Below are 19214 nucleotides of genomic sequence, written 5' to 3'. Positions count from 1 at the left end.
CTTAGCTTAAACGATACTTCTTATCCACAACTCAGGGTAAATTGATTCATGCTTATCTATTTAGAAATTCCAAGTTGGATGGCTAGATCAGCCTTTTGATGACCTGTGCTTCAATGTTTGCCGCTATAGGAGATTTAATCAACGCTCAATTAGTCATTTTTAAAAGTGCTTGTTTAATGGCGTTTTCGATTTGCTTTTTCCCCGTCAGTGCAAATTCTTTAGATAGAGCTGCATATGACTTGTTTTTGCAGGATGCAGGCTACCAGTATGCCTTGTTCACTATCGGTTAGCTTATTCAGTTCCTTAGCATTGGCAAAAATATGATTTCTTATTACTCGTTGTGATGAATCTAAATTTCGAAAACCTTCACAGTACTGTTTCACAATGTCAGTTTGCGACACGCTATTATGCTCATCGATATACCGCAATATATCGGCCAACAAGGTCGAGGGCATTGTTTTCCAAGCTTTATCTATTTGAAACTGCAACTCGTTGGTAAACTCTTTGGTTAAATTATTTACCGTATGCTGGGCGTCTTGATGTAACGAATAAACACATATACAGCTATGTTCACCACTAGATACTTCTACTTTATTGCTTAGTTTTATTAGCTCGAAATCGGCTAGTTGCCAAAACTTCAATAATGCAGAGTTACAACCGAACGCAGTGGTTAATAAATCTGTTTGATGTTTTATCGCTTGTTGTTTAATGAATGCGATTAACTCACTACCTAAACCCATTTGTTGCAAGTGAGGGTGTATAGCAATTCTGCCGATCCGCCATTGGCGCATAGTGCAAAAAGCCTCGTCATTGTATAAGTTCGCAATGTTCTGCGCCACTAAATGCCCTTTAACTCTTCTCTGCCCTTGAGTAATAGCTGGTGCTAATCCACTTAGTTTAAGACCGCCTTCTTGATTGACTTGTGCAACGCCCAATACCCTGTTGTTTTGAAACATAATGAAGCAAATTGATTCAGGAGCGTCTAGTAAGCGTTGAATGTCATCTGGGCTTGTTTGATAGTGAGCATCAATTAATAGCGAAAAAACCTTGCTCAATAATTCCGGTGAATGGGCTAGTCTTTGTTTGTCGAGTTGTTGACAAACAATTGGATGGTGAGTCAACTTGGTTTGCGTATCGCTTTCATGGTGGGAGGAATAGCATAGCGCCGTAAACCAAAACTTTTCTAAAGGATCATCAACATACCAACGGATCGGTTCACTCAAATGTATGCTCTTAAACGCGGGTTTCAACTCTGCTAATCTTTTTTGAATCTAAATTCAAAACCCCGACCACTACCTTCATATCCATGGATAGTCGTGCAAAATACGATACGAGAGAATTTTTTAGACAGACTCAACAACATGTTTACGGGAATGGCCGCCGCTTCATCAATCAGTAAGAGGTCGGCTTGTTCTTCACTCGCTAACAGTTTATCTAATGCGACGAATTGCAAAGAACTATCATTAAATGATAACTGGTTTTTTACCTTTTGGTATTTCGGCAAGAGGCGTTTAGCATGATGAAATAGTTGTTCCGTGGTCGATAAGAGTGGTGCGGTAACTAGTATCTTTTTAGTTGTTGTTTGCAATAGCTTGGCCGCTGCAATGCCTAAAGCAGAGGACTTTCCTCTACCTCTGTCTGCGCTTAGGATCAGCGGTCTGTGGTTGTGGCCAGTTGCCACCTTACAGATAGCCTCTACTGCTTGATTTTGCTGATGAAATGATGGAGCAGTTATATTCGCGTGTATAGCAGGTGAAGGCGATATGAATTCTTGTTTTGATAGCATAGCCACTGAATCATCTTTCTTTATCATTTGACCAAGGTAGTGATAAAAATGGCTATATAAGTCATCTGCACGATAACCAAAAGAAACGCGATTAATATGTTCTGGATCAAGGTAGTGTTTCCATTCGTTAAGTTCAGGGCACAATAAAATCATGAGTCCGCCAGATCTTATGGTTCCACTAAGGGCCATAGCCGCATTAGCTCTAAACCCGTCAAACGCGTCAAAAATCACATGATCATACTCGCGACCCAATTCGGTGCGGTAATTTTTGACCTGTATTTTAGCTACCTCTGAAGGATGGTCACCTATCCATAGCACACTAGACTGCTTTGGCTGAACAAAGGTTGTGTAGGCAATGTCTCTAGCCCAGTCTTTTTCGCCACTTATAACTAACAATTGTCGGTGGCATAGGGGAGGCTGGCGTGTAGTTAACCAGTGTTTTAATTGGCTTGTCAAAGTGTGCTGATTCTTTATTAATTAAGGAATAATTAGGCGCTAGTTTAAGCAAAGATAGATAAGAATACGAATGTGATTTTATCTGTTAAATATGTAGGCCTATTTTACGACGGCATATTGCCATTCTAATAGCAGACATTGACATTTACAAAAGCCCAATTGATCTTTTGTCTATTCTGACCTTTGGATAAAGCGTGTCTTTTGCAAGGGATTTATACTCTCGATTCCATAGGTGCTAATACAGCCCACATAAATTATATTGGCTATCCATTGGAACGTCTTGATTTACAAAATAAATAAGGGTTAGATGTATAGTTCAAACTCAATTATATATTTAAGCATTTTGGCGTAGTGTTGTGAATCAACCGCAAATGTGTGAGGAAGTGCCATTGTTGTATCGATTACTACTGATCGTCTTATTGTTTAATTCTTTAACTGCATGTAGCTCTGTGGCTCAAAATACCGTTAACTTTAGTATTCTAAGTGAGTTGCCATTGCCTGCTGAGCTTAGAGAAACGTCAGCGTTATATTGCCCAGAAGATGGCAGTGCTTATACCGTAAATGATTCGGGCAATAAGCCTATTATTTATCAATTGGATGATAGCGGTAATCTGCAGTCGTCACTTCCTATAAATATTAAGAATAAAGATTGGGAGTCGTTAACCGGCGACAAGAAACATTTTTATATCGGTGATGTTGGCAATAACAATGGTAAGCGAAAGTTCGTACAGATCCACACAGTTGATAAGCAAGATTTAGGTCAAGTAAAGAATACCATTAGGCTCCACTACTTAGATAATTCAATCAAAGGGAATGAGTATTTAAATCACGATTTTGATTCTGAATCGATTGTTAGTATGGGGCAGCAGCTTTATCTTTTTTCTAAAAGTTGGCGTACCAACAATTTGTATATTTACCGACTTGAAAAGGATGTTTTAGAACAAAAAATTCGACCATTTCAATCAATTGAAGGTTTACCTGATATTGTGACAGGTGGTGATTATGACGCCAAAAATAAACGGTTTATTTTGCTAGGGTACGAACTAAAAGGTCTCGGCAGATTTTATCCTTTTGTCGCGATACTCAACCAAGATTTTAAATTGGTGAAATCTTTTTTGTTAGATCGATTCAAACAAGTAGAAGGTTTATGTGTAACGCCCAAAGGAGATGTGTGGATCACTCAGGAAGGAGCCTTTTCTCCACTCAGAAACTGGTCAAAATGAAAATTTACTAATAGTTATGCTTTTATCGTTCTAAAAGCGGCTTGCACCTATGTGTTTGCCTGTTAGAATGCCACCACTTAAGTAAGTCACAGATTTTCTTACTTAAAACCAAGGGGTGCCCTAGCGGCTGAGATTGAAATCGTTATTTCGAACCCTTAAACCTGATCCGGATAATGCCGGCGTAGGAATGGTAAGGCACTTATATAAGTAGCAAGAATAAATAGCAAAAATATAACCCCCATTTATCTGCCGTAAAGCCGGATCTTTTCACTCCCTAATGAAGAGATCCTAGAATGAATTTCAGTAAAAAATCTTTGGCTAGCTTAATCAGTGTTGTATTAGCCAGTTCACAAGTGTTTGCTCAAGAAGCGTCAGGCCAAAAATATGCCGATACGCAAGAAGTCGAAAAAATTACCGTTCACGGAGCTTTGACCTCTACGCCTTTGTCAGAAATGGCCGCTAGCATCTCTGTATTATCCGAACAAGTCATCGAGCAACGTCAGGCTCAACATATAGAAGAATTATTAAATCGTGCTGCCAATGTCAATTTTGCATCTGGCGCAAGTCGCGGCCGTTTCGTGCAAATTCGTGGTATTGGTGAGCGTAGTCAATTTACCGATCCAGTTAACCCGTCGGTTGGTTATTTAGTAGATGGTATTAATTACTCAGGCCTAATGGCGGGTGCCAGTACGTTTGATGTACAACAAGTAGAGATTTTTAAAGGACCAAATAGTGCACGCTTTGGTGCTGATGGATTAGCCGGCATGATCAATGTTATCACTACCGAAGCCTCTGACGCTCCGAGTATCAATGCTCAATTTGGTGTGGCTAACTACAATAGTTGGAATGTTGGTGTGGCCGCAGGTGGCGCTATAAGTGATGCAACTGACTATAGGTTGTCAGTACATAAAAACAAAAGTGACGGTTTTATCGACAATACGTTTTTAGGCCGAGACGACACTAATGGCATCGATGAACTTACTGCAAGAGCGAAGCTGAATTGGCAAGTATCAGATAACCTATCGATTAAAACAGTGCTGCACTTAATTGATGTTGATAATGGTTACGATACTTTCTCTATCGCGAGAGATAGAACTACCTTGTCAGATGAACCTGTGGTCGACAGTCAAGAAAGTGAAGCATTAGGCGTGACAGCCGATTACCAAGGCTTAGAGTGGGCAAATTTACAAATTCAAGCCAGTGCCATGCAAGCAGATTTAGTTTACGGCTATGATGAAGATTGGACGTTTGTGGGATATGCGCCGCAGGATACAGTCAATGATCCAGATGGCTGGTACGTTGAATATTCTTCTACCGATTATTATTTCAGAGAGCGTGAAGATAGTTCTGTACAAATTAAGCTATCGAGCAAAGATAGTGTAGATAACGACTGGGTTGTTGGTTTGTATTATTCTAAGGAAGATGAAGATTTACAACGTGAATATACATGGTTGAGCAGCCCATTCTTAAGTTCGGTGAATAGAAAAAATTACGCTTTATTCGGCCAATATAAACACGTGTTATCTGATACCCAATGGCTAACTTCTAGCCTACGATTAGCCTCACAAGAATTGTCTTATGTAGATTCTAATTCTCTAGATAGAAACTTAGATCATGATGACTGGGGGGCAGAGTTGAGCTATCACCAAAATGTAGGTGATACCAGTATGTTGTATTTAAGCTTAGTAAGAAGTTATAAAATGGGGGAGTTAACGGCCAGGCCATGAGCAAGCTAGACGACATCGAGAATCCCGTTTTACAACAAGCTGTATTAGATAATGTGGAATTTGCTGCTGAGTCATTAATAGGCTTAGAGTTTGGTATTAAGGGGACTAATGAAGATGGCACTTTGACCCTCGATTTCAGTACCTTTTATCAAGAACGTGATGATGTACAGTTTAAAAACTCCATTGTAGAAGACCAATCGTTTATCGATTTTATCAACAACGCAGCTGATGGTAAAAACTACGGAATGGAAGTTAGCATCAATTACCTTGCCTCAGATAGCGTCGAATTATTTGCCAACTTAGGTTATTTACGAACTGAAGTGACAGGAATGACGCGTGAAGTCAATGATGTTTTAGAAACTATTGATGGCAGAGAGCAAGCCCACGCGCCTAAGTATCAAGTGAACTTAGGCGTCATTACCGATCTGTCACAGAACCTAAAGTGGTTACTTGAAGTGGATGCTAAAGACGATTTTTATTATTCATTTGGTCACGATAATCGTTCTGACAGCATCGCTTTGGTTCATACCAGTTTAGATTATGTTATGAGTGATTGGCGTGTCAGTTTTTATGCCCGTAACCTGTTTGATAAAGACTATGCTAATCGAGGATTTTATTTTGGTAATGATCCTCTTGATCAATGGACTCCGCATGTTTATGAGCAATTTGGTGAACCACGCCGCGTTGGCATAAACGTAAAATATAGTTATTAATCAATGAAAAAATTGGGCCTTAACTGTTGTTAACGCCCAAGTTATGCTTCGTATTTATTTAAGGAAAAGTATGAAATTAGTCGCCGAAATATCTATGTACCCATTAAACGAACAATATTTAGCCCCGATCCAAACCTTTATTGACCGTTTAAATAGTTATGACAATCTAAAAGTTGTAACTACCGCCACCAGTACCACAGTATGTGGCGAGTATTTATCTACCATGCAGTTATTGGCTGAAGAAATGCAACGCAGCCACCAAGAAATTGGCCAAGGAATATTCGTTTGTAAGTTTTTAAACGGTGACAAGATGTCGAGTGAAATCTAGTGAGTGAAATACTTGAGCTAATATCCAATCAATTTCAGCAGCAGTCTTTGTTAGAGCTGGCGGCTGTGCTGTTAGCTTTAGCTTACGTTTGGTTAGCGGCTAAACAAATTATTTGGTGTTGGCCTTGTGCATTTGTTAGTACCAGTATTTTTACTTATTTATTCTGGGAAGTATCGTTGCCATTTCACACTTTACTAAATGTTTATTACATAGGCATGGCTGTCTATGGTTGGTGGCAGTGGAATAAACCGCAACAGCGAGATATTCAGGTAATTACTTGGCCTTATTCAAGGCATATTAGCGCAATTGCCAGTTTAGTTGTAGTAAGTGTCATTTTAGCTCAACTCGCTAATTCTATATTTGATGCAAATTATCTATATTTAGATGCTTTTATCACTGTATTTAGTGTATTTACCACAGTATTAGTGGCCCACAAAGTACGTGAAAACTGGCTGTATTGGATTGTAATTAATTCGATATCCGTATATTTATATTTGGCTAAAGATCTATATCTGACTGCATTACTGACAGTTTTGTATTTTGGTTTTGCTGTGTATGGTTATGTGAATTGGGGTAAAACGCAGCAGACGCCAACTAAATTAGCTGAAAACTAATCAAGGTCATACCAAGTGCAAGAGGTAGATATTAAGGTACTGCAACCGATATATGCAGAACTACATGCTTCAGGAGTGTTTTCCAGCAATTGTCAATTGGTAGAGATCATTGGTGGAGCAGTAAATAAAAGTTATCAATTAATAGATAACCAACGGCGCTATTTTGTGAAAATATTTAGCCCAGATGAACTCGGGGGAATTGATAGAAGGCAGCAGTTTTTGAGGCAGAAAGAACTAGCCAAGCTAGGTCTAGCTCCTCAGCCTTGTTACTTATCGAATAAGCATCAGTTTCAGGTGGATGACTGGGTAGAGGGGCAATCTTTGCTTGATGAGCAAGTAGATGTAGCACACAAGTACCGCCAGTTAGCTCGCTCTCTTTTACGAATACATAAGCTTGGTAATACGCCAATTCTTAATTTCTTGCCATTAGATTTACCACAAAAATGGCAAGAATATATTGCTATTGCTAAACTCAAATTATCGGCTGCTGAACAACTGAATATTAGTCAATGGACTGATATTTGGTATTCCGCAGACAATGCCAATCACGGATCTAACTCTTGCGTGTGTCACAACGATTTGTCCTTACAACATGTGCTATTAAGTCCTAGTGAAGTCATTTTCGATTGGGAATATGCTGCATTTTCAAATCGTTATTTTGACATAGCGTCTAGTTTATTGGTCAATACAGCAAGTATAGAATGTGAGCAAATATTATTATTAGAGTATGCAAACCTCTCTGATTTGCCGTTAGCACGAGTGATTAGTCAAGTTGGCCTAATGAAGCCCTTAGTCGAATTCACTAATAAACTGTGGTTCATGGCGGCAGATAAACAAGCTAGTCTCAATTGAGCCTACTTAATTGTGCTTAATCCAATCATTTAGTTTAAAAAATGTGCGAACAGTATGGCTGACTGACAATATGCGCTAAAACTGCTTTACCTTTGGCGGGGCATAAAGTATAATTCAGCCGGTCAGAAGGGGTGTAGTTCCAATTGGTAGAACGGCGGTCTCCAAAACCGACGGTTGGGGTTCGAATCCCTCCACCCCTGCCAACAAATATACAGAAATCGCACAAGGCTGCGATTTTTTATGCCTGTTCTTTAGAGCCCAGAAACCTTTGGGTGGAGGAAAAGAACCTCACGGTTCGACAAAAATGTCCGGAATATTCCTGAACATACGAAGTAGGTGAGGGCATGGACAGTCCGCATGCTACTAATTGGAACAAGTTGAGCCGTAGAATACGCTCGAAGGGGCATGTACAAGAATTATGCGAGCTTACCTTATTCCCCTGATATTTCTATTAATAACTCTTTGGTTAAATTCCCTTCATTTGGATAAGGCAACGCTATATACGCCCCTTTTAGCGTTATTCATCATGAGTTTAAAGCGACTAGACAGCATTATGAATAGCTCGATTTGAACAAAAATAGCATCACTTACCCTAATGTAGCTTGATATTAAACAGTATTTTTATAACTACTTAAAATATATTTGAATATTCTACTATTTCGACCTTTCTTATCTAGAACTGAGGTTAAATCATTTAATTACCCACTGCAGCTCTAGCTTTTTATTTTTAAGTTTTATTTCGAATAAAAAATTTATTGGAATATTTATTTGTGTAAACGTTTATATTGTTAGGTTTGATATGTTTAGTATGCGCTAGATAAATATTGCTTCAGTACGAGAAATAACATGAAAACGCTTTATTCCTTATGCATTGCCCCTTTACTTTTTCAATCATGGAAGTGACTGCTGAGCAAAAACATCCAAAGATTAGCTCTGTAAAGCCTCAGTTTTTTAGTTCTAGTGGATACTTTGTTTCAAATACCTCTGCAATTAATCAAAGTCATTACATGACTAGCCTAGGTATACGAAAATATTGCATTTGAAGGATTGTCATTGGGGTTGTAACTCAAAATATTTCAAATAAACAACAAGTTGATTGGCCTGTCATTGTAGTGAGAAATGCAAGGTATGTAACATCTAGTGAATTATCAGCTTTGCAAGGTTATTAGATTCAGCTGGTAGTATCATTGTTGAGCAGGACAGTCTGAAGCTTAATGAATATGGTCAATCACACGCTACCGTTCTGAAAGCGTCAAAGGGCAAATTATTAGTTGATTTAGTAGATAGAAAAATACTGGATTTAGCTTTGCACTTAGTTGCAGAACGAGACCTGTTACCACAAATGTTAGTGGGTGAGTACTGCAACAAAGTGCAGTAAAAAGCACTGATAAAACAGTAAAGTGGCGACAAGTGGTTAATATTGATAATCAAACTGTAGTCAGTTTAGTGAACTATGGAAGGTAGAAAAAACGATTTTATTCGTGATTTAAGCAATAATAATATAGTCAATTCTGTCAATATGTTAACGCAACAAAACATGGGACAGTCGATAACATTGTAGCCTTACCAAGTAGGTTTAGTGAAGGCAGTACTTTCAAATAACTGATTTTTCTAGTATTGAGTGGAAATAATTTAATAGAAAGACTTAAGCCTCGCTGATGATTGGCCATAAGTATGGAATCCCCATGGTGTGTCTAAGTGTTGATTTAATTTGTTCTATTTGTGCAATCTCCCACTCAAACACGCAGATTCTTTATATTGGTCAGCTAACGGATAATTTCTTTATCTAGCTCCAATAATCTTCATTAAAAAATAGTGCTACTTAGTTTTGGGAATCAAATGTAAACGTTTAGATTGTTGTTGCAAGTTGGCCTGTAGACATGTTAAAAATATGTCATCGTAATTATAGAAATTAGCTTTTTTGGCATTTTTCTCTATTTCACTGCTAAAAATAGGTAAATAAATGACTGGCTTTAATTGGAATAAAACACTTAATCGCTCAACCGCTTTGGTATTACTGATCACTGGTGGCTTAAATTTGCTTGGTTGTGCTCAAGTAAACACTAAACAAACGAGTGTTGTAGCAGCAAGTAATACAGTACTTAATGTTGCGGATTATGGTATTAGCAAAGACGACAAGTCCGATAGCACCTATGCTGTGGTAAAACTTATCGAAAAAGCTAAACAAAGCAAGGCGACTAAAATTGTATTTCCAAAGGGGCGCTATGATTTTTATCCCACTAGAGCACAAGAGCATTATTTATATGTGAGCAATAATGACGAGGGGTTAAAACGAGTAGGGTTTCCTTTTGACGGCATAGAAAATATTGAAATAGACGGACAAGGTTCAGAGTTTGTTTTCCACGGATTTATGAATCCTTTCTTGGTTAAGGACTCTAAGCATGTAAGCTTTAGAAACTTCTCTGTAGATTTCGAACGTCCTTTTCATCAAGAAGGTAAAATTCTAGCTGTTGGTGAAGGGTTTATGGATTTACAAATGGGCGAGGAGTTTCCCTATAAAATTACCCGCGGTGGCATTTTGGAGTTTGTTGGTATCCGAGAATTACCACCTTGGATATCCTGTATTTGAAAGGTTAGAACGTCGTAAAGATGTTGAGAAAAAGTATACCTATAAAAGTTTGTTAGAGTTTGACGTAGACAAACGTGAAACGGCTTATATGGTATATGACATAGGTGTTGATGGAGCGCTATTAGCTGAACATTTACCTTGGTAAACGTAAGATCCGAATTAAACACCCCAAGGTGTCTGGCACTGTGGGTAATATTATGACGTTTGCGCCAGCAAGACGTGATTACGTAGGTTTTACCGTGACTGAAAGTGCAGATGTGGTATTCGACAATATCACCTTACATCACTCTGGCGGTATGGGGATTTTGGGAGAAAATTGCCATAATGTCACAGTCAAAAATAGCGCCGTCACCCCCTCTGGTACTCGTTATATTAGTACTACTGCAGACGCGACCCATTTCGTAAATTGTACGGGGGAAATTAATCTAATAAACAACCTGTTTGAAAATCAAAAAGATGATGCTACCAATATTCACGGTATATACGCCATGGTTGATTCAATCATCGATGACAAAACCATTGAAGTACGTGTACAGCACCCACATCAATTTGGATTTCGTTTTATTGACCAAGGCGACACATTAGAGCTGGTTCAAGGCCCAAGTATGATTACCTATGGTACCAATCAAGTGGCTCAAGTTGATAGGATCAGCAAAGAAATCACCCGCGTGGTATTTGAAGACACGTTAGATAAACGTTTTGCCGTAGGTGATTCGGTTGCAGAAGTCCGTGACTATCCTACGGTATTAATAAAAGGTAACACTATTCGTCGTAACAGAGCTCGAGGCATGTTGTTGAATTGTCGAGGTAAAACAGTTGTGGAAGACAATTACTTTCATTCTCCTGGAGCGGCAATTTTATTTGAAGGTGATGCAGAGTTTTGGTTTGAACAAGGTGGCGTAAGTGACGTGGTTATCCGCAACAATACTTTCGATAATTCAGTATTTGGTGTGTGGGGGATGCTGTTTTAGACGTCGCCGCAGGTATTTCAGAGAAGTATCGTGATAAAGCTCGTTATAACAAAAATATTCTTATTGAAAACAACACGTTCAATGTTTATGACAATGGATTGATTTTAGATTTATTCTCCGTTGATGGCTTAGTATTTCGCAACAATAGAATTGTTAAAACCAATGCTTATCCTGCGCGCAAGCTTAACAAAGAATTCTTTAATGTGAATTACAGTGACAATGTGGTAATTGAAGAAAACAATACATATGTTGGCTTCAAAACTGAAACACCACATAAACACTAACGCTATATAAACACAAACATAGAACCTTTACCTATTGGCAGCGTTTCGCTGCCTTAGAGGACACTAATGAATAAAATTTTTAAAACCTGCTGCGTAGCGGGCGGGATAGTTGCAAGCTTAATTTTAGTCGCTTGCAACAACAATGCTCAACAAGTTGTCGATTTAGCTAGCACTAGTCAACCTAATGTATGGCTTAAAAATGATTGGGAAAACCCAGAAGTTATTCAAGTCAACAAGTTACCCGCTCGTGCCACGAGTTATTCTTTCGAGAGCGTATCGGCCGCTAAAACTTACGATAGACAAGCATCAAAGTTAATTAGTTTAAACGGTCAGTGGAAGTTTAACTATGTCGAAGATGTGGCTAAAAGACCGACTACATTCTTTCAAGAAGGTTTTGATGCTTCAAGTTGGAGTGATATTAGTGTGCCTTCAAATTGGGAGATGCAAGGTTTTGGTACTCCCATCTACAGTAATAAAACTTATCCTTTTTTATCAGATATTAAAGACATTCAAATCCCCAATGTCACCCGAGATAACCCTGTTGGCTCTTATTTAAGGGAGTTTACTGTTCCACAACATTGGCAGTCACAACAGGTCATATTGCATTTTGGCGGAGTAAGTTCGGCGTTTTATGTATGGGTGAATGGTGTACGCATAGGGTATAGCCAAGGCTCTAGATTGCCTTCTGAGTTTGATATTAGTCAATTTATTAAAACAGGTAAAAATAAACTAGCAGTACAGGTTTTACGTTGGAGTGATGGTAGTTATTTAGAAGACCAAGACCACTGGCGTATGAGCGGTATCCATAGAGAAGTGTTGTTATTGGCTCAACCAAAAGTAGCCATTAATGATTTTGCAGTAAGAACGCGCTTTGATGACAAGTTTGAAAGTGCCAAATTACAGATTAAGCCAGAATTGAGCAATTTAGCCAAAGCCGATTTAACTGGCTGGAAAGTGTCAGCCCAATTATTTAACCATCAAGGTAAGCTTATTGAATTGGATGGCTTAGAAGAAGATGCAAAAATACTGACTAGGGTGATACATCCTCAACGAGATTCCTATCCATTTAACATTATTCAAGCAACAGTTAGCCAGCCTAAACATTGGACGTCGGAAACCCCTTATTTATACACATTGACACTCTCACTTATTGACGATGATGGTAAAACTCAAGACGTAAGAAGCACTCGAGTAGGGTTTAGAGAAGTGTCGTACAACGAAAAAGGACAAATTTTAGTCAATGGCCAGAGTATTAAAATCATTGGTGTAAATCGTCATGACCACAGTCCTACGGGTGGTAAAACGGTTACTCGGGAAGAGATCCGCAAAGACGTCGAAATGATGAAACGTTTTAATTTTAACGCAGTGCGTGCATCTCATTATCCCAACGATCCATATTTTTATGACTTGTGTGATGAATATGGTTTGTATGTGATGGATGAAGCAAACATTGAGACGCATACAGTGGGCGGATTACAAGCCAATATGCCGCAGTGGAGATCATGCTATGTCAGAGCGGATTATCCGTATGTTTGAACGCGACAAAAATCATTCATCTATCATTTCTTGGTCTTTTGGAAATGAAGCTGGCACTGGCCCCAATTTTGCGGGCATGTCTAGTTGGTTGAAAGATGCAGATCCCACCCGGATTATCCACTACGAAGGTGCGCAAGGGACCCCTGAGCACCCTGAATATCAAAGAGTGATAAATCGTTGGAATCATGTGGCAGAGCCGGAAAAGTTAACTGCCGAACTGGCCAACCCAACAGACTTACCTTGGGTGGATATGATCAGTCGCATGTATCCATCTATTGAACAATTAAAAGACTTATCTGATAGCCCTTATATTAAACGTCCTATATTGATGGTTGAGTATGCCCACGCTATGGGCAACTCGTTTGGTAATGTGAGCGAGTATTGGGATCTTATCTGGCAGCGTGACAACTTAGTGGGTGGTTTTGTATGGGATTGGAAAGACCAAGGTATTGAACAAAAAACGAAGCAAAATGAAAATGTCTTGGTTTATGGAGGTTGGTTTGGTGATTCTCCAAACGACGGAAATTTCTGTATCAATGGTGTAGTTGATTCGTACGGCGATGCAAAACCAGCTTTGTGGGAAGCAAAATATGTTTTCCAGCCCATAAAAGTGACTGAAGTCGACTTATCAAAAGGCAAAGTGTTATTAAAAAACCGATTTTTCTTCGATGACTTAAAGCATTATCAGCTTCGTTGGACTTTGTCTGAGGACGGAGAACAAATTCAACAAGGCGAGGTAACAAACTTTGCATTAGCTGCCCAAGAAAGCAAAGAGTTAACCATACCTTTCGTTAACCCCACTATAAAGTTAGGGGCTAAGTATTGGCTAAAACTCACTTTGCATTCTCTACAAAATAATCAGTGGAGTGAAGCTGGATTTGAGATCGCGAAACAACAATTTCAGTTACCTTTTCATAAAGCTAAACCAATAGAAAACACTAGCGATATTGCATTAGAAATTACCGATAATGAAAGCATTCTGTTAGTTAAATCTGATGTGGCGCAGCTTCGCTTTGACAAAAATTCTGGATATCTACAGGCATACAGTTACAAGGATATTCCAATTTTTGTTCAGGCTTTAGAGCCTAATTTTTGGCGCCCGCAAACTGATAATGATAAAGCTGGTTGGAATACCCATAAAAAAATGGCGATATGGAAAGACCTACCAGCCAATCTGGAGTTAGATGACTTTACTGTGGATTCAACTAAGCATAATCAAGTTATGGTATCGGCAAAATATAGTTATCAAGAATTGGTTCACTTGACCTTAAGTTATTTTATTTTGGGTGATGGTAAAGTTAATGTTTCAATGGATTTAAATATCTCTGAACAAGTTCCTGAATTAGTCAAAGTAGGTATGACGGCTAAAGTAGCTAAACAGCTAACAAATATGTCTTTTTATGGACGTGGACCTTTCGAAAATTACAGTGATAGAAGCAAAGCTGCTGATGTAGATGTTTATCAGGGGACTGTTTTAGATTTTGTTCATTCCTATGTTAAACCTCAAGAAAATGGTAACCACACTGATGTCGAATGGTTAACTTTAACGAATAAAACAGGGTTAACTATGGCAGTCAGGGGGCACAACCCTTGAGTGTCTCGGTATGGCCATGGACAGCTGAGAATATTGCCAGTAGTAAAGTCACCACAGATTTAACGGCTGCCGATTACCTGACTGTAAACATCGATTTTCTGCAAGCCGGTGTAGGGGGAACTGATTCTTGGAGTGCTCTGGCGGCACCTATCAAGAGATATCGATTACTGGATAAACACTACCAATACTCTTTTACTTTGTTTGCCGAACAAGAATGAAGAATACACCCGTAATAAAATTAAAAGGTTTTAAACAATGAATGTTCGATTAATTATATTAGTTATTAGCTTAAGTATATTGAGTTTTAATACACAAGCGGCTGATACTCAAAAAAGCAAAAAGCCCAATATCATCATTTTACTCGCCGATGACATGGGATATGGCGAATTAGGTGCCTATGGTCAAAAGGTCATTAAAACCCCCAATATAGATAAATTAGCCGAGCAAGGCATGTTATTTACCGATTTTTATGCTGGTACATCTGTCTGCGCGCCTTCACGAGCGGTATTGATGACAGGCCAACACACAGGACATGCCAGTATTCGTGGAAATCATGGTTACAGCGAGGAAGGTAAGTGGGGCAGGGTTGCCCTTAAAAAGAATGAAGTTACGCTGGCAGAAATGTTAAAAGATGCTGGATATCAAACCGGTATGGTGGGTAAATGGCATTTGGGTGTACCAGAAGACACCTCAACTTGGGCCCAAGGCCGCGGATTTGATTATGCATTGCAAGAGCAATGGGGTAAATCTGCCTCTGGCGATACGTATGATGAACGTGAACATTGGTTAACCATTGACGGTAGAACAAGCTCAGCATTTTACGATTACAATAAGTATTCATGTTTAGATGAGTTTCGTACTAATCATGCATTAGGTTTTCTAGATGGTAAAAAAACTAACCAGCCCTTCTTTTTATACATGAGTTATCGCTCTCCTCATGCGCATGAGTTCTTTTTAAGTAAAAATGATTTATACCCAGAACATAAACAAGAATGGCCAGAAATAGAGCGTAGACACGCCGCTCGAATCACAATGCTAGATCAACAGATTCAACGTTTGTTAGATAAATTAGAGCAACTAGGTGAACTGGAAAACACCTTTATTTTATTCACTAGTGATAATGGCCCGCACAATGAAAACCATCACGATCGCCACTTTTTTGAAAGTTCTGGAGGGCTAAAAGGTTATAAACGTGACGTCTACGAAGGTGGGGTACGTATTCCAGCCATTGCCTTTTGGAAAGGTAAAATCAAACCGGGCAAAACTGATCATCTAGCGGCATTTTACGATGTGATGCCAACATTAGCTGAGTTAGCCAATACCAATACCCCAATGCAGAGTGATGGCATTTCATTTTTACCGGAAGCCTTAGGCGAAAAACAAACTAAGCATGAATTTTTATATTGGGAAATTCAAGAGGGTACAACCGTTAAAGGTTTTAGACAGGCTGTGAGAATGGATAATTGGAAAGCCGTGCGTTATGCCAATCAATATAAAACAGAACTGTACAACTTAGAGGATGATCTGTTAGAACAAAAAGATGTCGCCGCTGCTCATCCTAAGTTGGTTGCACAAGCAGAGTTGATTTTAAAACGTGAAAGCACCTTAAATTCTCGCTACCCCTTCGCTGGTGGTGTATGGAAAACCAAAAAAAACACTGGGGGTAAATAATGAAGCAGCTAATATTACGCGTTAAATACCTGCTAGTTACCAGTCTTTTAGTTTGTTCTTCGTTTGCCTGTGCACAAAGTATTGAGGAAAAAATAACAACATTAAAAGCCTTGATTAGTGAAGCTGAAAATCAAAAAATAGATGCTGAACGAGAAAAAATGACAATACGTACAGCAGAACAGTTTTTAATTTGGGCGGATTGGGACGAAGTCAATCAAAGTACAAATGAAGCTTTCTATGCCGTCCACCCTGTTTATAAATCTGATCCAGCCGCGCACGCAGCTGCGTTACCCGTGTTTGAACGAGATTCAGTAAATACCTTGTTGAGTCAATCTATTGATGAACTGACTTTAGTGATTGCTGGGGATATTGTTCGTAAACCTGCGGTAGTGGCTGACTTTGGCAAAGTGGAATTAAGTGACGGGCAACTATGGCAAGATGGTAAGCCTGTATTTATTGCTTCTTATACTTGGAAAACAGACGAAGAAGCCACTAATCAATATTTTGGCAATCTAAGTAGTCAATATATTGCGCCAAATCATATTACTAATGAACAACTTGACGTTAATCAATGGGCCATAGCAGATGTAAAAGCTAAAAAGGATGACAAGCGAATTGGACAGGTATTTGTCTCTCATTCTGCTATTCCAAACTGGGCGCATGAGAATTATGTGGATTTTACCGTAGGCGAGCGCTTATTTAGTAAATTTGATATTGATAACCCTGATGCTCGATTGCTTTACTCTGCAATGTTTGATGCTTTTGTCCCAGAATTAAAAGGTCAACGATCCACCGAACTAGGTTACATGTTGTTCAATGAACCTAGCTTTTTCACAGAGGAAGGAAAGTGGAATAGTGGGCCTGTATCTAATTCCACAATGGCTAAGTTTCGAGTTTGGTTAGCGGATAAACATGGTGAAATTGCTAGTTTAAATAATTTGTGGGATACCTCTTTTAATGATTTTGATTCCGTTGAGTTAGCGATTCCCATCGCCAGTAACTTAAAAGGTACCGCCATCTGGTTTGATTGGGCTCGATTTAATCAATCTCGGGTAGTGGATTGGTTTGTATTTTTGAATGACGAAATTGATAAACATGATAGTGAAGCAAAAACTCACATAAAACTGATGCCTTGGTTGTGGAACGAAAATGCCCGTGATCATGGTATGGATTTTGAAGCACTATTAGAGCTTGGCGATATTATCGGTTTTGATGCTGAATCCAGTTATACCCACGCATGGAAAACACCAGAATATCTTACGGATTATAGTTTTGACTGGCAAAGTCCTATGATGTCCTTTGACTTTTTTAGTTCGGTACAACTAGGACAGCTACTGTGGGATTCTGAGAACCACTTTTTAATGAATGGCGGTTTTCAATTAAAAGATATTAATCCTAACTATGTTTCGGCTGTTTATTGGTTGGCGGCAACTCATGGATTGTCTGGCACTTCTACTTGGGTATGGGGAAGGGACGCAGACGGTTCAACGTTAAAACGAGGAGGATATGGCTCATCACATATAGTGGCGGCTTCTCAACAACCTTTAGTTTTACATGCAGTTACTCGCACTTTTATGGACTTGTCTGCCCATGGCGAAGATATTGTTTTGTTGCAAAATCAGCCGAAACCCATTCGGATCTTTTATTCAGAAAGCAGTGCAATTGCCCAACAAGATTATATGACTTCCATTCGTGATAGTTATAAACATCTATATTTTGATGGCATGGCCTTGGGTTTTGTAACACAAAACATTCTGAATAAAAAAGCCGATGATTGGGGCATAGTAGTGATCAGTCAAACTGAATACGTAACTGACGCTGAGTTTGCCGCCATTCAAGCATATGTTGATCGAGGTGGTGTGGTATTTAAAGATGCGAAGAGTTTACAGTACAACGAATATGGCATGGCTCGGGCTGTAGAATTGACAGCAGGTAAAGGTTTAGTTGTTGAATATACAGATGAAACTGATTTACATAATCAACTGATGGATAAAGCGAAGGAGGACAATTTACTGCCTAAATTTAACGTAGAGCAATTAAATCATACAGGCACAAAAACAGTAGCATGGCGCAGTGCCAAACGAGAGGATGGAAGCGTAGTAACTTCATTGGTTAACGCTGGAAAAGAGTTATCAACAGTCACGTTATCAAGCCGAGATGAAGGGTTCGAATTAGTTGCAGATAATTTGCTACTGGGTCAAACATCTAATTTAACTTTTGTCTTAGCGCCAATGGAAACCCGCTTTTTAGCATTAACCTTTACAGCCAGTGAAACATCAGAAGTACCTTGGCACACCTTCAACTCCGATCCCACTACCTGAAACAGAACCGATGCCAAGAACTAATGGTCAAGGAGGAGGGGGGATAAATTTATATGTGTTGTTTGTATTATTGGGGCTTGTTTGTCTGCTCAATTACAGGGGTAAAAATAGCAACTACAGTAGTTAATCTTTTACTTGTTTATAACTAGGAAGGTGGAATATAGGGTATTAGAGCTTGGTTAGCAATCAGGCTTATTAGTTTAATTTATGGTTTTTTTTTGTCGTCTATTGATTCAGCTCGAATCAAAATCAAATTTTCTACTCGATTTTAGGTACAGATATGTAGACGTTATTTTTCTACTCGGTAAGTGGGTAAAATAGAGTTAATGTTTATCTGACTCCATTGTCCTAGTAATTGTGCTGTGCAACGTGTTTTTATCCTTTTTTGTTAACTAATTGTTTGAAAAAGTTAAAATAATGTTTGTAATAAAAAATGTAAACGAGTACATTTTGTGTGTGTTATTTGCCTAATATGAAACTAATAACAGGCTACGGTAGATTTGTTCAGCTTTTGGCTAGGTTCAATAAGTAAAAACTAAGTCGGCTAA

Annotated in this window: 16 protein-coding genes, 1 tRNA gene, 1 pseudogene and 1 riboswitch; of the genes and pseudogenes, 16 read left to right on the top strand and 2 right to left on the bottom strand. The window is 38.9% G+C overall.

What is annotated here, in order from left to right:
• Positions 1 to 218: 218 nt before the first annotated feature.
• Both RS130_RS18315 and RS130_RS18310 read right to left on the bottom strand, forming a co-directional pair.
• The gene (locus RS130_RS18315; protein WP_346433347.1) at positions 219 to 1055 is read right to left on the bottom strand and encodes a GNAT family N-acetyltransferase; all 837 of its coding nucleotides are present in this window, start codon (positions 1053 to 1055) and stop codon (positions 219 to 221) included.
• Positions 1056 to 1217: 162 nt separating this feature from the next.
• Positions 1218 to 2182, bottom strand: a pseudogene (locus RS130_RS18310) (tRNA(Met) cytidine acetyltransferase TmcA domain-containing protein); the annotation flags it as partial.
• A 416-nt stretch (positions 2183 to 2598) separates the two neighbouring features.
• Here RS130_RS18310 and RS130_RS18305 point away from each other — a divergent pair.
• The 16 genes from RS130_RS18305 to RS130_RS18230 all read left to right on the top strand — a co-directional run bounded on the left by RS130_RS18305 (position 2599) and on the right by RS130_RS18230 (position 18666).
• Positions 2599 to 3465 carry a hypothetical protein gene (locus RS130_RS18305; RefSeq protein ID WP_316027124.1) on the top strand — a complete coding sequence of 289 codons (867 nt, stop codon included), beginning with the start codon at positions 2599 to 2601 and terminating at the stop codon, positions 3463 to 3465.
• Positions 3466 to 3566: 101 nt separating this feature from the next.
• A riboswitch (TPP riboswitch) is annotated at positions 3567 to 3670 on the top strand.
• A gap of 88 nt (positions 3671 to 3758) precedes the next feature.
• The gene (locus RS130_RS18300) at positions 3759 to 5192 is read left to right on the top strand and encodes a TonB-dependent receptor (RefSeq protein ID WP_316027123.1); all 1434 of its coding nucleotides are present in this window, start codon (positions 3759 to 3761) and stop codon (positions 5190 to 5192) included.
• Entirely contained in the window at positions 5189 to 5905 is a 717-nt protein-coding gene (locus RS130_RS18295; protein ID WP_316027122.1) for a TonB-dependent receptor, read from the top strand. The genes RS130_RS18300 and RS130_RS18295 overlap by 4 nt, the downstream gene beginning before the upstream one ends.
• A gap of 70 nt (positions 5906 to 5975) precedes the next feature.
• On the top strand, positions 5976 to 6233 hold the full coding sequence (locus tag RS130_RS18290; protein WP_316027121.1) for a hypothetical protein: 258 nt from the start codon (positions 5976 to 5978) through the stop codon (positions 6231 to 6233).
• On the top strand, positions 6233 to 6847 hold the full coding sequence (pnuC, locus tag RS130_RS18285) for a nicotinamide riboside transporter PnuC (RefSeq protein ID WP_316027120.1): 615 nt from the start codon (positions 6233 to 6235) through the stop codon (positions 6845 to 6847). The genes RS130_RS18290 and pnuC overlap by 1 nt, the downstream gene beginning before the upstream one ends.
• A gap of 15 nt (positions 6848 to 6862) precedes the next feature.
• On the top strand, positions 6863 to 7699 hold the full coding sequence (locus RS130_RS18280; protein ID WP_316027119.1) for a phosphotransferase: 837 nt from the start codon (positions 6863 to 6865) through the stop codon (positions 7697 to 7699).
• Between the two features lie 127 nt (positions 7700 to 7826).
• Positions 7827 to 7902, top strand: a tRNA-Trp gene (locus RS130_RS18275).
• A gap of 1760 nt (positions 7903 to 9662) precedes the next feature.
• A complete protein-coding gene (locus RS130_RS18270) occupies positions 9663 to 10289 on the top strand; it encodes a glycoside hydrolase family protein (protein WP_316027118.1) in 627 nt (208 codons plus the stop codon).
• Entirely contained in the window at positions 10249 to 10434 is a 186-nt protein-coding gene (locus tag RS130_RS18265; RefSeq protein ID WP_316027117.1) for a hypothetical protein, read from the top strand. The genes RS130_RS18270 and RS130_RS18265 overlap by 41 nt, the downstream gene beginning before the upstream one ends.
• Before the next feature lie 52 nt (positions 10435 to 10486).
• On the top strand, positions 10487 to 11260 hold the full coding sequence (locus RS130_RS18260; RefSeq protein ID WP_316027116.1) for an alpha-1,3-galactosidase-related protein: 774 nt from the start codon (positions 10487 to 10489) through the stop codon (positions 11258 to 11260).
• Positions 11242 to 11544: a hypothetical protein gene (locus RS130_RS18255; RefSeq protein ID WP_316027115.1), complete on the top strand. Its 303-nt coding sequence runs from the start codon at positions 11242 to 11244 to the stop codon at positions 11542 to 11544. Before RS130_RS18260 ends, RS130_RS18255 begins: the two co-directional genes overlap by 19 nt.
• Before the next feature lie 66 nt (positions 11545 to 11610).
• Complete coding sequence (locus tag RS130_RS18250) at positions 11611 to 13080, top strand: sugar-binding domain-containing protein (protein WP_316027114.1); 1470 nt, start codon at positions 11611 to 11613, stop codon at positions 13078 to 13080.
• Positions 13052 to 14674, top strand: coding sequence for a beta-galactosidase small subunit-related protein (locus RS130_RS18245; protein ID WP_316027113.1), 1623 nt, complete (start codon positions 13052 to 13054; stop codon positions 14672 to 14674). Before RS130_RS18250 ends, RS130_RS18245 begins: the two co-directional genes overlap by 29 nt.
• Positions 14671 to 14892: a beta-galactosidase small subunit-related protein gene (locus RS130_RS18240; RefSeq protein WP_316027112.1), complete on the top strand. Its 222-nt coding sequence runs from the start codon at positions 14671 to 14673 to the stop codon at positions 14890 to 14892. Before RS130_RS18245 ends, RS130_RS18240 begins: the two co-directional genes overlap by 4 nt.
• Before the next feature lie 37 nt (positions 14893 to 14929).
• A complete protein-coding gene (locus RS130_RS18235) occupies positions 14930 to 16345 on the top strand; it encodes an arylsulfatase (protein ID WP_316027111.1) in 1416 nt (471 codons plus the stop codon).
• Complete coding sequence (locus tag RS130_RS18230) at positions 16345 to 18666, top strand: alpha-amylase family protein (protein ID WP_316027110.1); 2322 nt, start codon at positions 16345 to 16347, stop codon at positions 18664 to 18666. The genes RS130_RS18235 and RS130_RS18230 overlap by 1 nt, the downstream gene beginning before the upstream one ends.
• Positions 18667 to 19214: the final 548 nt, after the last annotated feature.

Origin of the sequence: Paraglaciecola aquimarina, from assembly GCF_032464635.1 — a bacterium.
GTDB classification, from domain to species: domain Bacteria; phylum Pseudomonadota; class Gammaproteobacteria; order Enterobacterales; family Alteromonadaceae; genus Paraglaciecola; species Paraglaciecola aquimarina.
The sequence above is the reverse complement of the archived record's forward strand: the minus strand, read 5'-3'. Positions and strand labels throughout refer to the sequence as shown.

What these genes read in the sequence shown, in the direction of transcription:
- RS130_RS18250 (WP_316027114.1), top strand. Translation starts at nt 11,611, where the DNA reads ATGAATAAAATTTTTAAAACCTGCTGCGTAGCGGGCGGGATAGTTGCA.
- RS130_RS18235 (WP_316027111.1), top strand. Translation starts at nt 14,930, where the DNA reads ATGAATGTTCGATTAATTATATTAGTTATTAGCTTAAGTATATTGAGT.
- RS130_RS18295 (WP_316027122.1), top strand. Translation starts at nt 5,189, where the DNA reads ATGAGCAAGCTAGACGACATCGAGAATCCCGTTTTACAACAAGCTGTA.
- RS130_RS18260 (WP_316027116.1), top strand. Translation starts at nt 10,487, where the DNA reads ATGACGTTTGCGCCAGCAAGACGTGATTACGTAGGTTTTACCGTGACT.
- RS130_RS18290 (WP_316027121.1), top strand. Translation starts at nt 5,976, where the DNA reads ATGAAATTAGTCGCCGAAATATCTATGTACCCATTAAACGAACAATAT.
- RS130_RS18300 (WP_316027123.1), top strand. Translation starts at nt 3,759, where the DNA reads ATGAATTTCAGTAAAAAATCTTTGGCTAGCTTAATCAGTGTTGTATTA.
- RS130_RS18270 (WP_316027118.1), top strand. Translation starts at nt 9,663, where the DNA reads ATGACTGGCTTTAATTGGAATAAAACACTTAATCGCTCAACCGCTTTG.
- RS130_RS18245 (WP_316027113.1), top strand. Translation starts at nt 13,052, where the DNA reads ATGTCAGAGCGGATTATCCGTATGTTTGAACGCGACAAAAATCATTCA.
- RS130_RS18230 (WP_316027110.1), top strand. Translation starts at nt 16,345, where the DNA reads ATGAAGCAGCTAATATTACGCGTTAAATACCTGCTAGTTACCAGTCTT.